Source organism: Paenibacillus sp. ALE2 (assembly GCF_054113385.1).
This window is the reverse complement of the sequence record NZ_CM134213.1, coordinates 3233033-3248521: the sequence shown is the minus strand read 5'-3', so window position 1 is coordinate 3248521 and position 15489 is coordinate 3233033. Positions and strand designations below refer to the sequence as shown.

Below are 15489 nucleotides of genomic sequence, written 5' to 3'. Positions count from 1 at the left end.
ACCGTTCCTTTACATTGATTTTCCGTTATCCTCTAATAACTCATGCCAATAATCAATTACGTGCAAATTGGTTAAGAATATTTCTTCTTCTAGATCATAAAAGTATTCTTGCACATCATTTAAAAAATCCGGATCATAATATTTAATTAATGAAGGCTTATCAGTAATTGCTACTTGTTCAGAAATTTCTTGATAGTTATGTGTAATTGAAGTTACACCAAGAGGTTTTTTTAAAAAACTCCGCTTCTTTGAACCTAATATAAGACAATGAAATTGTTCATGAATATTTTGGAGGATAGGGCACCCATCTACTGTGTCATTGACCTTTTTACAAATAGTATCAAAATACGCAGATTGATTAGCGTGAAATAACGTAAAAATTTTCGGCTCACGCTGCTGATTTACTGAATGATTGCCTTGATTAGTAACCATCGAAGCGTTCGATAGTAAGAATTGTTTATCTACATAAAAAGTTAAACATAGTGTCATTAATTTCAAGGACTGTTTCAGAGCAGTCATTTCATCTAAATTCTTAATATTTCTTTCTGAGCTACTACTTTTCATGTCAAATAATAAATGTAAAAATCTAGCATAAACAAAAACATCATCTTGAGATTTTTTTACAAATTCATCTTGAATCCATGTCAAGGTTTGAAGTAAGTCAAATTTAGCTGGAGAAATAATCTGTTTAAAGTCAGAACGTAATTCTTCAATGCAATCAGTGAATTTTGATTGAATATCTTGACTGTGTAAGTAACCTGTAGCAGTTCGTATAGCTGCAGGTTTACTATATTGAATCATTTTTTGCACTTGTTCCTTAGTAAAAATATAGTCTTCCGTATTCGAAATCCTATCTTTTTGCGTTCTTTCTAATACATTATTAAATATGTCTCTCAAGATGTATTCTGCTGCATCTGATGATACTTGCTCACTTAACTCCTTTATAATACTAACAATCTGACTTTTTAATCCCATAAAGCGATCCATATGATTTAAATGAAACCGGGACAAACACCATGTTATATCTTTTCCTACACGGTTTGGTAAAATCTCTTTTGTTGATTTACAAGGTATTAACAATTTCTCTGATAGCTTGCTCAATTCTCCTACGTCAGTTATCTCGAACTTAGAATTATTTGAGTATATTTTTATGTCTCCGTTATACGTGTTATTAGTTGCTATCTCAAATTCAAAATCAATATCATTTATTTCTGTTCCTAGAAGTTTTTTTCTATAACTATTCTCAAAATTAGGATAATTCAAGAACAGTTTATCTAGCCAACTTTTCAACTCTCCTTTTTCTCTTTTATGTAAGTCCCCTAAACTAAAATAATTGGCTTCACCTGATTCCTTAACTGTTTTTACCTGTACAAATCGAACCTGATTTGGTCCTAGTAAAGTAATATCATCCATTAATTCAAAAATGACTTTATTCCACCATGCATCTTTTCGATGCAACATTTCGAGCATATAGTAAATAGCCACATAGTATTGGTATATAAAACCTCTAATTGCTATTAATCCACCCAATTCAGTCGAATATCCTTGCAATAATGCTTGAATGTCATCTTCGTAATCCTTCTCATCCTCACACCTGTCATAATTACTTTTCATCCAAGTTTTAACTTTTCGAGTAAATTCCATTTGGTCTACATTCATATTAGTGGTAAAGTTTATACTCATAATTTAAGGTCTCCAGCTTGTTTTTTATTTTAAACATAAACTAGTACTCGGTTAAAACTAACTTAGTAGATTCCTAGCAATCAAATATCCTCTTAACAGTTTATTTATATCCAATATTAAAAGTCTCATGAAGTATTAATCCACGTTCATTATATTCATACTTTAAATTTAGATAAATTATTGATTCAAATTCCTAGCCATAAAACAGGACTATTTATCCAAGTCTAAAGAAACATTTCAATATACTATTCTACTAATTACTGCATAAATTTTCTTTTTTTCTTACACTATAGCATATTCATGGGGATAAATGGAACAAGAAAAATCTCCAAACACTACTAAAGACCTAGTACCTTCTGGGATTAAAATAGTACTGAGACTATTCAGCTAAAAGGGGAGGGGATAAAAACTGAGACTGCCTTTGCCCAAGTTTTTGGATTAGAAGGCTAGGGATAATAAATTAACCATCTTAGTAGAATAATAGCCAGCAACAAAAAGAGGGGTTCGCAGCCCCTCTTTACTATTTCCACCAATTTATTTCTAATAGCCCTCCGCACTGACAGCGCATTCGATTACACATACCTTATATATGTGAAAATGAATGCAGGAACATATTCAAGTTGCTCTTAATCCCTCGTGCATCAATGATTCTTATCTCGATATATTACTACCACGCACTCCACATGCCTTGAGTGTACAAAAATGATGACCTTAAGGCCTGGTCGCCCCTTGGCGGAAAATCTATCGTTTTTAGATCAGAGTCTTTATGTCTTTCTTTTTTTATTTTCTACTGAAAGTGTCCCTCCTGATCCATCTGCCCCAAGGCAGTCTTGGTTTTTCTGACTTTCTGACAATCCTGTCAAACATAAAACCAGTAAAATAATTTATTGCTCAACTACCCCAAAATCATCCACATAAACATATGCTATACCAGGATTCTTGTAAGCATACACTGTTGCCCTGGTGGCGCCTGCTCCGGTTGTAAAAGGAATGTTTACCATTGTCCAGGATGTACTGTCAGATGTTGCGGATGCATCCGTTCCTTCAAAGCCATTAACGCCAATCTGAATCCGCTCTCCTATGTCTGCCTTAACCCAGGCGGTACACATATAGCTGGTATTAGGACTTAGCCCCGTAAGTACCTGCTCGATACCATCTTCTCCGGGTCCCAATCTAACACTCTTAGAGCCGCTTCTTGGTACCGATACACTTGCAGCAGTATCTGAATATGTTGCCGCCCATGGTGAGATTATCCCTTTCTCGAAATCAGATTGACTTACGTTATTAACATAAAGTAAGCTGACACTCTCAAAAACCGGGTCCGGAGGTGAAGAAAAATCATGCCCGGCAGTCCAGTCAGTTCCACCGAACTCATATGCTCCAATATCCGGTGCCGCACCAACATAATCATTCGTGATTCCAGATATTACAACCCCTGCATTAATAGCTGGAGAAGTAGACTGCAACCTGAAATCATGTGCTGTGGGATTCACAAATAACGGATTGGTTTCTGAGGTAATATTATTTCCCTCTACATGAGTACCAGGCAGTGTAAAGGCTGTAGTAAAGATATTGTTGAAAATTCTGTCGCCGTACATATCTGACTGAAAATTACTTCCCCAATATCCTACATTTCCGTTACTGTAGGTGGTATTGTTATAAATCAGGTTAAAATTACTGGGTGTATTCAATCTTATCCCTGTATAGTTTCCCCATACAACATTATGATGCACAATATAGCCCTTGCTACCGTTATCCAGATAGATACCAGTGCCGGAATAATTCTTTGCCAGATTATCATGGATGTAATTATGATGAATTACCGTCCCTTGCCCATCCCAGGCAAATTCATAGAGTATTCCGAAGTCTTTTGTCAGCTTTCCTGCATTGTACAGATTATTATATTGTATCTGGCTGTTTTGGGTAGGCATAAATATCAGATGACGCCCAGCGTTATATACCGTATTATGACTGATTAGATGGTTTGCCCCCAATAGATAGATTGCCGGAATATCCGCTGCTGAATAATTTGCTTCATGAATAAGATTATTAATTACCTTATTTCCTGTTCCCTCTATACTCACCAGATTACCGGAACTGTAGGTCAAAGTACTGTCTCTAAGCTCATTATTGGTACCGGACATAAATATCCCTGTACTGTATTGTCTGGTAACATCTGAATCATGACTGACATATTCCGCAATCATATTAGAAACTTTACAGTAATTAGAATTAGACATTTTAATGCTGGAGGCAAAGATATTAATTCCGGTAATATTTATGTAAGAGCGGGAACTTAAATCAAATGCATAAGTCCGCTTCTTTGCTTCTACTGTCAAAGTATTCGGATCAACTCCACCAGGTGCCCATAAATAAAGTCTGCCAGTAATGCTGTCATAATACCATTCTCCCGCACTGTCAAGATCTTTAAGATTACCAGTAATATAATAGCTGTTACCGCCTGTCGCTGCAGTATCTATTTGATCAAAGGTAATGGAGCCGTCACTTGAGCTGGTAATGGTACTTTTATAAGATTTGTAGCCTGTTCCCGGAACACTCCAAACCGTTTTGCCAACCCAGTATCCAGGTGCCTGAGTTAAGTCTCCATCCTTGATGGTTGTAGTGGAACCGGAATCAACTGTTGCATATGTTGAATTTAAGGGATCAAGTGTTGATGAATTGGGCCATCTAGCTTCAAATTGCATTTGCTTATTAACAAATATCTGATTTTTTGTTCCAAGGGAACCCCTCATTTCCGCATAATAGATGGATCCGGAGTAATTTTTCCAGCCAGTAACCGGATCGGCACCGGATACCGTTACGTTCTCTCCTGTATAAGCCTCAAAGTTTATGGGTATTGCAGAAGTTCCGGAAGTATGAAGTGTTACTGTTTCCCGGTATGTACCACCTCGTATGATGCAGGTATCTCCGGCTTTCATGGTATCTGCTGCCTTTTGTATGGTTTTCCATGGATTTGATAGTGTACCGGTCCCAGTGATGTCATTCCCCGTTGTAGAAACATAATATACGGAATTTGCCTTTACAGTTTCCACACCCAGATTAAAAGTAAATACATAAATCATCATAATTACAACTAAAAATCTAAAGCCTGTTCTCTTATTCATAGCTTACCTCCTGGAATGAATTCTATTTTTAGATACGGCTTCTACGCCTGGGCTTAAGTTCACCGCTAGATATGTTCTAATATAGAAATTTGTGTATATATAAGCCCTTAATTATTTAATCGACTTATACCGACTTAAAGTTTATGATTCTTTCGGCGAAGCTTCTCCGATACTGAACCCATCCAGCCATTTCATTGACCATGCATGGTATTATTTTCTTTCCGAAATGGGTGCATGAGCATCCAGAGATTAAAGTACGCTATCAATATGATTTCATCCCTCTGATGGAAGAAACGCGTGAAAAGTATGAGACTTATCCGAAGCATGTAGTTCCTGAATTCGCATATATTACTTTCATTGAAAATGCAGGTGTGAACAACGAGAAGTTGATTGCCCAGGCACCTTACGCGGGCATGACAGATGATATTCGTGCGGGTAAGTTGCAAGCATAGTCAATCAAGACGAATTGAACTGAAAAGCCTGAGCCTGTGCCTCATAACGTAAGACAATTAAAACACCTACCAACCTGGTCATACCCTGTCTACTTGACAGGGGTATGACCAGATTGGTAGGTGCCCAGCATCTTTTTTAAAGTTCTCTATAACCATCTAATCTCCATTGGCTATTCTTCTTTCTCTTTTTCATCATGAAGCATCATCTCTAATACAACATATACAAACTGTGCTCCGTCCTTCATGCCCTGCCAGTACAAAGCTTCATTCTCCAATGCTTGCTTGTAATGATGCTTATCCTCCCATTCCGAGAATTCAGGTCTGTTCACAATATCCATCTCAGAAAGTCTCTTCGGTTCCTCTGGGCAGGGCATTAGGATCAATATTTACGCTAATTCCCAGTCGGTCAACAACCAGGTTCTCAATCGTACTTTTATCGCTTCCATTATTCCCCGCAAATACATACATCATTGGTATATGTTGACCTTCCCTGCATCTGTTTTATTAAAGTAATTGAACCACAGCAAGTTGATTGCACGTCACAGAAGGGAATAACCTTATTTTGTTCAACTCCAAATCCTTACGTTCAAAAATGGTATCCGATCTCGGCACTTGCATATTACCATATTCCTATATTAACTCATGTTACACTTCCCTCTCATCCTCCTGCTTCCAAAAATAAACATAGTAAATCCCCCAACCAATGGGTCATTCTGTAAACTAAATCTTTCTTTTAACCGATAAATACATATGCTGGGTTGTTTATTAAATATCACCTCTCGTTCCTTTTTAGCGTACAAACCTTGTTATACATATCTATATGGACTCACTGTTGTACTTATCTGCTGCTTCTTTAATCAGAAGTGAATGCAAGATGACGTGCTTTACTTGGAAATACCCATCACATATAGAAAGGAGTTATGAACTCACTTGAGCGTATTATCAGATGGGATTGGCTATGAAAGCCTACGCTTTTATGGTCCCTTTCAGCCCCTACACATCGAACAACTTCAAATAACACGTACAATTAACGATCATGCCTATTTACATATCAGTGGCATGCTCTCCGAAGAACAGGGAGCAGCTTGTATCGGTCATAATATAGAGCAAGAGCCGATTGCGATTCGTCAGTTGAATGATCAGGGACAATCGCTGAGAAGGCTGTTCCATGGGATTGTCACGCGTATGTCCGTACATTGTGTGCGAGGCGTATATACGTTTGAACTGGAGGCTGCTTCCCATTCATACCAGATGGATATTAAGCGTAAAAGGCGCTCCTATCAAGATATTCACCGCACCTATGATGGTCTGGTCACTGCGCTGGTTCGAAAATATCAGTACGGAGATGCCATTGATACGATAAGCAACCATGCCAAATTGGAGACATTTGTTTTACAATATGAGGAGACGGATTGGGCATTTTTAAAACGTCTTGCTTCTCGCTTTGGTTCCGTCCTTGTGCCAGAGGTAACCGCAGCTTCGCCCAAGGTTTTCTTCGGGATGCCAGAAGGGAAGCAGCATAAGGTGGAGCGGGACGTATTTTATCGAGTACGGAAAACATTTCATGAGCTGGATGCGGAAAAGCTGGGAGAACGTGCTGGCTCGTATGTCACCTATATGATTGAAAGTCTGCAATACTATGCGCTGGGCGACCTTATCACGCTACCTATTGGACAAGGCAAAGAACTGGTCGTGGTTCGATCCATGACAACCTTAGCAGATGGCTTACTGCACACCCGTTATGATCTTCAAGCCGAACAAGATATCCGCTATGCCCGTTATGAAAACGATCAGGCTACTGGAATTTCGCTGACAGGAACGGTGCTCAAGGTACAGCAGGATTTTGTACAGCTTCAACTGGACATTGACCCGAAGCAAGATCCTGCCAAAGCGTGCTGGTTTCCCATCGCCACCCGTTATGTCGCGGAAGAACATAGTGGCTGGTACGATATGCCTGAGATCGGGGAACAGGTGGAACTGTATCTGCCTACACACCGCGAACAAGATGCCTATGTCACGGATTCAGTGCGACAACAACGCTACATAAATGGACAGCCAAATGTGAAGATATGGCAACATGTGCAAGGTAGCGCCGTCGAAATGTCTGAACATGAGCTGACTCTATCCACCTCTGGTGAATTTTCCATTACGCTGCATGAAAGTAGCGGAATTACCATCAATAGTCCTGGGAATGTGCAGATTCAGGGTGGTCACGTCAAGCTTGATGCTGGGCAGGAGCTTTCGCTCGAAGCTGGAACGGCGCTGTATCTAAAAGGCGGAGCCAGCAGTATGGTACTGGACGGTGAGACGGATACCAAGGCTCCAGTGATTTATCAGGAAGGTACGGTGAAGGCACCTGTTTTCGTAGCTGACCTCCCTCCTGTTCCAGAACCGCCTTTGATGAGTATCAAAGCCTATGAAGCAGCTCAATCAGCAGCAGCCAAGGCTTCATCCAGCAGCGCAGCTTCTGCACCTACTGCAAAGATTACGACTCCGGCGGCACAAAAACAGGTTGATGCTTTATTGGGTACAGTATCAAAACTGTTGGGCTCCATTCCAGTGATGGGAAAAGTGGCTGGCGTTGTAGCGGGAGCTTTAGGTGGACCTACGGCGATTGTTGCAGGCTCGGTGCTACTAGCAACCGCAGCTATTCCCGTTCGTAGCACGGGAACAAGTCGCGCTGGAGGCAGTGCTCCTAAAAGTGGTTTGCATCCACTGAAGCATCTGGCTAGTCTAGCACTCCAAGGGCTAATAAGCCAATACGAGCATGAACGGGCTAAGGAAGCCTATTATAGCAAGTGGATTTTAGGCAAAGTGTATACGAGTGCACGTCACATAGCGCTTTCGGGTGGTCCACTGGAACTTGTCCAAAACCTGTTAAAAGAGTCAAATGCCATGGCTCATGCATATCAGCAGGTTCCTAAAAATATTCAGGAGAAATGGCTCCGAGATTATGAGGAAAAACAACGCCTTCAAGCAGCACAAACGCAGAAACACGAGAATCCAAAACTTGCATTATGGAGAGAAAGAAAAACTAATGAATATACTGCATATTGGAATCAAACTGATTATTTTACAGCCAACTGGTGGCAGGATGAAAATAAGCTAAAACAAGCAGAGCAAGCACTGCGCACTGAAATTACAATGAAGCGCAAACTATCACTGTATGATATTAAAGACCCTAATAAATTGGCCGCCATCCAGCGTATCGTCAATGCAAAACGAACACACGTATGGGATGAAGGAACTCTCAATGCCATTGAAGATGGTTTGGTAGCGATGGGTGTGGACTCTACAAATGCTATTGAGTTGGACAAAGAGAAAATGGATGCACTCATTTCTCGATACAATCAAGGCTTCATCGGACAAAAATCTGGAGATTACATGGAAAGGACAGGCTTAAGCGATTTAGTCGAAGACACGACTTATGGGATTGTAACAGCTCGTATCGGTATGGGGAGACCTGGAAGTTCTCCTGCCAGGTCCAGCCAGCCACCTATTGCAGAAAATCCGCCTGCAAAACCCAATCCAAAGGGTGGTCCAGGTGTAAACAGGCCCATTGATGAGTTCAATGATTCGGCGATTTATAATGGGGCAAATTCAAGTAGACCTAAGGAGTCACCTAAACTACCGAATTCGAGCAAAAGTAAGCCTCCTGAGGATACTCTAAAAGCTTCTAATGTTGGTAGTGTAGTCAAGAGTGGAAATAAAACGAAGTATACGAATTCGGCTGGTAATGAGTTAATTTGGGATGATCAACATCCGAAAAATATTAATCGCGATATTGATAATCTTTTAAACAGTAAAGACCCCGGAAAAGCTACTGAGGCAAAAGTAGCTTCTGCTGTTAGAGAAAATAAGGAAGTAACAGCATTTGCCCAGAAAATTCAAAGGGCAGATGGTAACCCGGCGGGCGATTTTGACGTAGTCACTAAGGATGAAATTATTGAAGTTAAGAAATCATTAAAAGCGGTTACAAATGTTGATCAGTTTGATAAATACGTTAATGTAAATCATGACGGCTATTTTAATCATAACCAGAAGAAAGTCATTTTATATATTGACAAGGCATTGACTAATTTACATCAGAACGATCTAATAAAATTGGAAATCATTAAATCTAAAGGTGTTACTATTGTAAACTCTATAGATGAACTCAAGGAGGTATTAAAGTAAAGATGGGGACTCCGGCAGTTATTTTAACGAATAAAGAAAGATACTCTCCTGAGAAGTTGTTAGCAGATAGCATAGTTGCAGCCTTTCATTCGGATGCATCGCTCTATTTCTACAATAATAAAAATTACTCAAATGAGGGGAAGTTTTCATATACAACGCTGAATATTAATAATAGATCATTTGCGGAGAACAACGAATCTTCATTAATCTTTTATATTCATAGTATTAATAGTTCAAGTATTGATTTTTACTATCACGAAGATTTAGGATTAGATACAAATTTATTGCTGTGTCAAGTCGGTCATATTGAGGATATCTATGGTAATCAAGAATTGATATTCAATTTTATTTACGAATACCTTAAGCTAAATCCTGATGATTATTTTTGGATTGCAGATTATGATTGGGTTTACAGTTGGGAAGACATTCAAAAATTAAAATCATTACCGTATGATCAAGATTGGTGCTATAAGAATCCCAAAGACTAACCTATGAGTAAAATGTGACAACAAGATCGTACAATGCAACTAACAAACCAGACATTAAAAAAGACATAAAATCAGTAAACTCTCAAAGGCTTATTTCGACTTGAATCTATGAGTAGGGGTGAGCTTTTTTTATACTCAAGATCAAAAGAAGACGAAAATAATGTCAAAACAGATATAGATAGCAAGATACAAAACAAGCTTGACGAAAACTGCACATTTACTTTTAAAAGAAATATTGCTGACGCACTAACTGGATGGTATAAGGGAGGAATGGGAAGCCCAGAGCAGATTAGGTGGAGGAATATGACCTCACCGCATTAACTCTAGACTAGAGCGCACTGGAGGTTTGAGTAAAATGGACTTTAGATTATCTATTGGCTCTAATTTGTCTAGAGAAGCCTTGGGGAAGTTGCTTTACAATACGATATGTGAAGTGTTAGTAATGGAAATAAATTTTTATGAAGTAGAAGTAAAAGATTGGTCTGATGCTCGACAGGTGAGTATTAGTTGTACTTATTTTTCTATAAGCATTAATTTAGATGATGAGGATGACTATTTAGAACGTTTCCGAGAAATGAATCTCGAAGATCACAGCCTAGATACAAATGTTCTTATTAGTATTCAATTTGTATCGCGTACTTTTGACATTGGATGGTTAAAGCTACTCGAAGTTATTGGAAAACTATTACGTTTAAACGATCAAGATTTGGTTGTTGAAGATGATTCCTCATACCCACTATTAAAAAGAATTAAAGGGCGTTTATTTATCAATAATAATCTAGATGAATATCAAAACAGGTATATCACTAAAGAAATTCTAGAGCTACTGAATTATCCTTATTTGGAAGAGGATTTTTTTAAAGATAGCTGATATAGAAGGTAACGTTTTTATTACGTCGAACGAGTCGATTATGGTCGGATACTACCATGATTGACTTGTTTTTTTACTTTCCTCTTGCTCCTAATGCCGTTTGGTAATATGAACAAGCTGGTGAGAACATTAGAGGATAAAGGGTTGAAGGTAAAGGTGAAAGACGAGAAATACCCAATGATGGCAGCTATTTAACTACAGATGGGGAAAATATTAAATCGCCAATACTAGATCAGTATACCTTTATAAGAAAGTGAGGTTATAGTGGATGATACTTACTCTTGATATAAGTAATGAAGAATTTGATGGAATTATAGATGGTGATGGAGAATTTACACCAACTATTTTTTTGAATTTTCCAAGTGATATTAGAGGAATATACGAATTTGAACTCATAAATACAGTGATAGATATTTATAATTTTAAAGATCAAATACAAAATCAGGGACTTCATGTAAAAGATGATTCACTTTTTGTATTTGGAAAAATGAAAGTTCGAATTGAGGGAGTCAAGGGTGCTGATTTCAAACTAATTGAAGGTAACCTCCTTGCAGGACGTGAGCAATATTATAGTTGGCCATATACAATTGATAGCGGTGATATTGCATGTAAATGCGGGGGAAAGTTATCTTTCTTAGAGGATTGCTACGTAGCATTAATGATTGTTACTGAAAATAAGCCTAAAATAACATTAACATTTGATATTAAAAAAACAGTTCCTTTTGATTTTATGAATAGCAGCAGCATAAAGCAAGCAAATTTAAAAAAAGTAGAGTCTAAACACATGAAATCTCATGGGAAGTTGTTTGATTTTGAATTTTTCCAAGAGTATTTTGGATCTGGGAGAAGAGCTATTAAGAGTGAGTAGTTCAGATGTTAAATAAAAAGATCATCTAATGGCTTATTCTTATCTGGAACGTTGATGAGGAATGAGCCTTTTTTCTACGCAAAAAAATAATTTTCATCCCTCCCTATCATTAGCCTACCAAAAGAACAAATTAAAAGATTAAGATGACTTTTAATCTAAGCCTGAGAGGAAGAAATGTATGGTTGATAGAATCATATCTCTAATAACAAATGCTACTTTAGATAAAGATGATAGTGTTATAGTAACTGCTCTAAAGTTATTAAAAAATGATTGCAATTTAGAAAAATTAGTGGGTGACTATTTTGCTCAACTTGTTAGTATGATTCCTCTGGTTAAAGAACAGAGTACAAAGGCACTTTTAATCGAAACAATTGTGGAATCTCCAGAATTCGTTTCCGACGATACGATACTGGACGAATATGTGAAACTTATATCCGAAGGTGCGACTAACGTTCAGGAAGCTACAAGATGTTTAGGTGCATTTACTGCTTCCGGCTCTACAAACAATCAAATATTCATACAATTGGCCAATAAATTAAATCATAAATTTGCCGTTGAAATACTAGTTTCAATGGGACGTTCTAATTGGGGAGAAATCCCTCATTACCTAGAATCATTCGCTCAAGAGGTTCAAAAAACACAAAGGATAAGATATCGTTCAGGAATAATTGCGGCCTTTTTATTAATTGTTCATCCTCTGTGCTCAGAATACGCCCATGTCAGTTCGTTATCTTTTGGATATCCATATACTGAAGCGGCTACGAGTGATTGGGCGTGGGTAACTCCAAAAAATACAGAACATATAGTACAACAGAAAATAGTAACCTCAAGAGAAGCTGACATATTGGTGAAATTAGGGGGCTTATTACGAAATAATAATATAGACTTGAATTCAAACGAAATTACAAAGCTCTACACCGAGTTTTTTGAAGATAAGAACCCATTTGATGTTATTTACACTTTGCCAAAGTAGATATAAAATTGGTAAAAAATCAAAAGCTTATTCTAACTTCAATCTATGAGTTGGGATAAGCTTTTTTTCTAAAGATCTAGCTGATTTATATATACATACAGTTAGCCCTATAACAGATTTCACAAAAATATTGTCGTGATCACGATCACGGTTTAGACTGTAAATTTAAGTTAAAATACAAACAATTTTAAATTTATTTTATCTAAAACCAAAGATACTCTGATGGATCACAAAGAAAAAACAAGGAAGTGTACAAAGATGAAAAGAACTGATTTACCTCTTGTCTATTCTTGTTCTGGATGTTCCTCCGCAGCACAAACCGCTAACATGATCGCTATACAAATGGATCGAGAAAAAGTCGCTGAAATGTCCTGCATAGCTGGTGTTGGTGGTGATGTCAAACCACTTGTCAGAACAGCAAAATCGGGACGTGACATCATTGCAATTGACGGCTGTCCCTTGTCCTGTTGCAAGAGTTGCTTAGCAAGACATGAAGTTCAACCCAAACACCATTTCCTGCTGTCTGACTTTGATGTACCCAAAATAATAGGAGAAGATCCTAACCCCGATCATTATAGGAATGCTTACACACAAATCTTAGAACAAATTGGACAATAATTCTTATCAAAATGAAGGTGTGTATCGAAAAATGGCTCACCTTTGTTTTAAGTGTTGGTACAGTATACAGTAAAAGTATAGCTGGCTCATATTATGTAACAATATCGTAAAATAGTTTGTACTGGTGGCTCCTAACACATCTTTAGGGGCCACCAGTATTTTTTTCTCCCAGTTGAATCATTGGATATAAAAATCCTCAAGAATTTGGAGCTCTAATTGGAGTCATTTTTTAAATCATTAAATAGCTCAGTTGCAACATCTGGCAAAGCGTTTTCGAACAATTTTCTTACAAGTACTATATATTTATTCTTGTATTAAATTATTTTCAGATAACTAAGGTTCCCCCCCTATATTACAATATCCCTCGTCTCCTTAGCTGTCTTGTAAAATTACTCGTCGTTACCATCCAAGCAACACAGCACTATATAGCTGCTTACCAGCCTTGAACTGGAGTACTATCTCATTCCCAACATCACGTTTCCTGCATTTGCACTGAACGGGGATTTTATAGCCCTCTTTGCCTTTGAGAATTACTTTGCGTAATAGCGAAGAGCCTAAAAACAAACATAATGATGAAATCGGTGAATATCACAATATGACAACAGATGTTATATTATACTTTGGTTGAAGTTAAACAAAGGAGATGGAGATGCTTATGATGAATCAAGAACCAAATCAGCAATTAGGTGAAATTATTGAGCAGTTCATACATTCATACATGGCAGAAAATAACAATATCCGCTCTCAAAAAGTAATCAACACTGCAGATGAGGATACCATAGCTCATTTACGGGAAATTGGTTTTCCCAAAAAAGGAAGACCGATAAAAGAAGTTGTCAATGAAATGAGGAAAAACGTCTATCCTTATCAAACGTTTATGCAACACCCTCGCCTTTTCGCATTGGTTCCTAGTCCAATGTCTCTTTACTCTTGGCTAGGAGATATCATGACCAGCGCTTATAATACCCACGCCGGAAGCTGGATGCTGAGTTCGAGCGCAAGCCTTCTAGAGGGGGAAGTAATCCGGTGGATGTGTGACCAAGCAGGATATCCCGATACGGCTGGAGGCTTATTTCTGTCCGGCGGATCGTTGTCCAATTTGACCGCTTTGGCAGCTGCACGCAATGCAAAGTTATCTGAGCAGGAATATGCCCTTGGAACTGCTTATGTTTCAGACCAAACTCATTCATCGGTCGCCAAAGGGTTACGCATTCTCGGATTCCGTGGTGATCAGATCAGAAAGATTCCAAGTGATAAAAATTTTCGTATGGATGTTTCAGCCTTAGAAAAAAAAGTAATGGATGATCAGGCAGCTGGCATGAAGCCTTTTGCCATCATTGCCACGGCAGGCACAACCAATACAGGAAGCATTGACCCGCTAAACGAAATTGCTGACCTATGTGAAAAACATAATATTTGGTTACATGTGGATGGAGCTTACGGTGCGTCAATTTTGGCTTCTTCGAAATATAAGTCCCTTTTGAGCGGAATATCGCGTTCAGATAGCATTACCTGGGATGCACATAAATGGTTAATGCAGACCTATTCCTGTAGCGTAGTTTTAGCCAAAGAAAATCAACAGCTCAGAGACTGCTTCAGCACACATCCAGAATATTTGAAAGATGCTGAGACTAATGAAGAACATATTAATTATTGGGATCTGGGCCCTGAATTAACGCGGCCTGCTCGAAGTTTGAAACTATGGGTGACACTGCAAGCTTTAGGAACTAATGCTGTCAGTGAAGCCATAGAGCATGGTGTTCAACTCGCAGAATGGGCTGAAGATGAAATCAAAAAACATAATCATTGGGAAATTGTATCCCCCGCACAGTTAGCGATTGTTAATTTTCAATATGCACCAACTGGATTATCTGAGCAAGAATTAGATTCGCTCAATAAAAGGATTTCCCAAGAAATGGTGACCAATGGATACGCTTCGGTGCTTACGACACAACTTAATGGAAAAACGGTTCTCCGAATCTGTGCAATTCACCCAGATACTACGGAACATGAAATCAGGAATACAATTCAGCTTTTATCGAACATAGCACGCTCATTGAATGAGAAAAAAGCTCTTTTATGATGTTAAATTATGAAAATGAAGTGCTACGCTTTCTGTAAATGAATAAAAATATTCAGCATCACACAAATAAGAGGGGCACGCCACCCCTCTTTGGCCCACTCTCTGTGAAGCAGGTCAAAATATATTTTTGAAATTTTATGTGTATGATGGCT

Annotated in this window: 11 protein-coding genes and 1 pseudogene; 8 read left to right on the top strand and 4 right to left on the bottom strand. The window is 38.2% G+C overall.

The annotated features are described in order from the left end of the window. Nucleotides 1–9: 9 nt before the first annotated feature. Entirely contained in the window at nt 10–1683 is a 1674-nt protein-coding gene (locus ACXHJ1_RS14170) for a dsDNA nuclease domain-containing protein (RefSeq protein WP_107733174.1), read from the bottom strand. Nucleotides 1684–2567: 884 nt separating this feature from the next. Next, nucleotides 2568–4808, bottom strand: a complete 2241-nt coding sequence (locus tag ACXHJ1_RS14165) for a right-handed parallel beta-helix repeat-containing protein (protein WP_457904807.1) — start codon at nt 4806–4808, stop codon at nt 2568–2570. 200 nt (nt 4809–5008) lie between these two features. Here ACXHJ1_RS14165 and ACXHJ1_RS14160 point away from each other — a divergent pair. Beyond that, nucleotides 5009–5260 (top strand): annotated as a pseudogene (locus ACXHJ1_RS14160) (phenolic acid decarboxylase); the annotation flags it as partial. A gap of 170 nt (nt 5261–5430) precedes the next feature. Here the strand turns inward: ACXHJ1_RS14160 and ACXHJ1_RS14155 are convergent. Together ACXHJ1_RS14155 and ACXHJ1_RS14150 are read right to left on the bottom strand one after the other, a co-directional pair. Continuing rightward, entirely contained in the window at nt 5431–5598 is a 168-nt protein-coding gene (locus ACXHJ1_RS14155; protein WP_017426816.1) for a hypothetical protein, read from the bottom strand. Between the two features lies 1 nt (nt 5599). Next, nucleotides 5600–5731, bottom strand: coding sequence for a hypothetical protein (locus ACXHJ1_RS14150; protein WP_258196270.1), 132 nt, complete (start codon nt 5729–5731; stop codon nt 5600–5602). Between the two features lie 459 nt (nt 5732–6190). On the opposite strand from ACXHJ1_RS14150, the gene ACXHJ1_RS14145 reads away from it, so the two are divergent. The 7 genes from ACXHJ1_RS14145 to ACXHJ1_RS14115 all read left to right on the top strand — a co-directional run bounded on the left by ACXHJ1_RS14145 (nt 6191) and on the right by ACXHJ1_RS14115 (nt 15337). Further along, nucleotides 6191–9436 carry a contractile injection system protein, VgrG/Pvc8 family gene (locus ACXHJ1_RS14145; protein ID WP_457904806.1) on the top strand — a complete coding sequence of 1082 codons (3246 nt, stop codon included), beginning with the start codon at nt 6191–6193 and terminating at the stop codon, nt 9434–9436. A 2-nt stretch (nt 9437–9438) separates the two neighbouring features. Continuing rightward, a complete protein-coding gene (locus ACXHJ1_RS14140) occupies nt 9439–9924 on the top strand; it encodes a hypothetical protein (protein WP_457904805.1) in 486 nt (161 codons plus the stop codon). A 355-nt stretch (nt 9925–10279) separates the two neighbouring features. Next, entirely contained in the window at nt 10280–10795 is a 516-nt protein-coding gene (locus ACXHJ1_RS14135) for a hypothetical protein (RefSeq protein WP_457904804.1), read from the top strand. A 268-nt stretch (nt 10796–11063) separates the two neighbouring features. Continuing rightward, complete coding sequence (locus ACXHJ1_RS14130; RefSeq protein ID WP_025365538.1) at nt 11064–11663, top strand: hypothetical protein; 600 nt, start codon at nt 11064–11066, stop codon at nt 11661–11663. 178 nt (nt 11664–11841) lie between these two features. Next, on the top strand, nt 11842–12636 hold the full coding sequence (locus tag ACXHJ1_RS14125) for a hypothetical protein (protein WP_457904803.1): 795 nt from the start codon (nt 11842–11844) through the stop codon (nt 12634–12636). A 258-nt stretch (nt 12637–12894) separates the two neighbouring features. Further along, nucleotides 12895–13254, top strand: coding sequence for a putative zinc-binding protein (locus tag ACXHJ1_RS14120; protein WP_013311396.1), 360 nt, complete (start codon nt 12895–12897; stop codon nt 13252–13254). A gap of 655 nt (nt 13255–13909) precedes the next feature. After that, complete coding sequence (locus ACXHJ1_RS14115; protein ID WP_457904802.1) at nt 13910–15337, top strand: pyridoxal phosphate-dependent decarboxylase family protein; 1428 nt, start codon at nt 13910–13912, stop codon at nt 15335–15337. The last annotated feature ends 152 nt before the right edge of the window (nt 15338–15489 follow it).

Bases quoted from the DNA above. Each gene is read 5' to 3' on its own strand.
- ACXHJ1_RS14170 (WP_107733174.1), bottom strand. From the start codon at position 1,683: ATGAGTATAAACTTTACCACTAATATGAATGTAGACCAAATGGAATTT.
- ACXHJ1_RS14165 (WP_457904807.1), bottom strand. From the start codon at position 4,808: ATGAATAAGAGAACAGGCTTTAGATTTTTAGTTGTAATTATGATGATT.
- ACXHJ1_RS14155 (WP_017426816.1), bottom strand. From the start codon at position 5,598: ATGGATATTGTGAACAGACCTGAATTCTCGGAATGGGAGGATAAGCAT.
- ACXHJ1_RS14150 (WP_258196270.1), bottom strand. From the start codon at position 5,731: ATGATGTATGTATTTGCGGGGAATAATGGAAGCGATAAAAGTACGATT.
- ACXHJ1_RS14140 (WP_457904805.1), top strand. From the start codon at position 9,439: ATGGGGACTCCGGCAGTTATTTTAACGAATAAAGAAAGATACTCTCCT.
- ACXHJ1_RS14135 (WP_457904804.1), top strand. From the start codon at position 10,280: ATGGACTTTAGATTATCTATTGGCTCTAATTTGTCTAGAGAAGCCTTG.
- ACXHJ1_RS14130 (WP_025365538.1), top strand. From the start codon at position 11,064: ATGATACTTACTCTTGATATAAGTAATGAAGAATTTGATGGAATTATA.
- ACXHJ1_RS14125 (WP_457904803.1), top strand. From the start codon at position 11,842: ATGGTTGATAGAATCATATCTCTAATAACAAATGCTACTTTAGATAAA.
- ACXHJ1_RS14120 (WP_013311396.1), top strand. From the start codon at position 12,895: ATGAAAAGAACTGATTTACCTCTTGTCTATTCTTGTTCTGGATGTTCC.
- ACXHJ1_RS14115 (WP_457904802.1), top strand. From the start codon at position 13,910: ATGATGAATCAAGAACCAAATCAGCAATTAGGTGAAATTATTGAGCAG.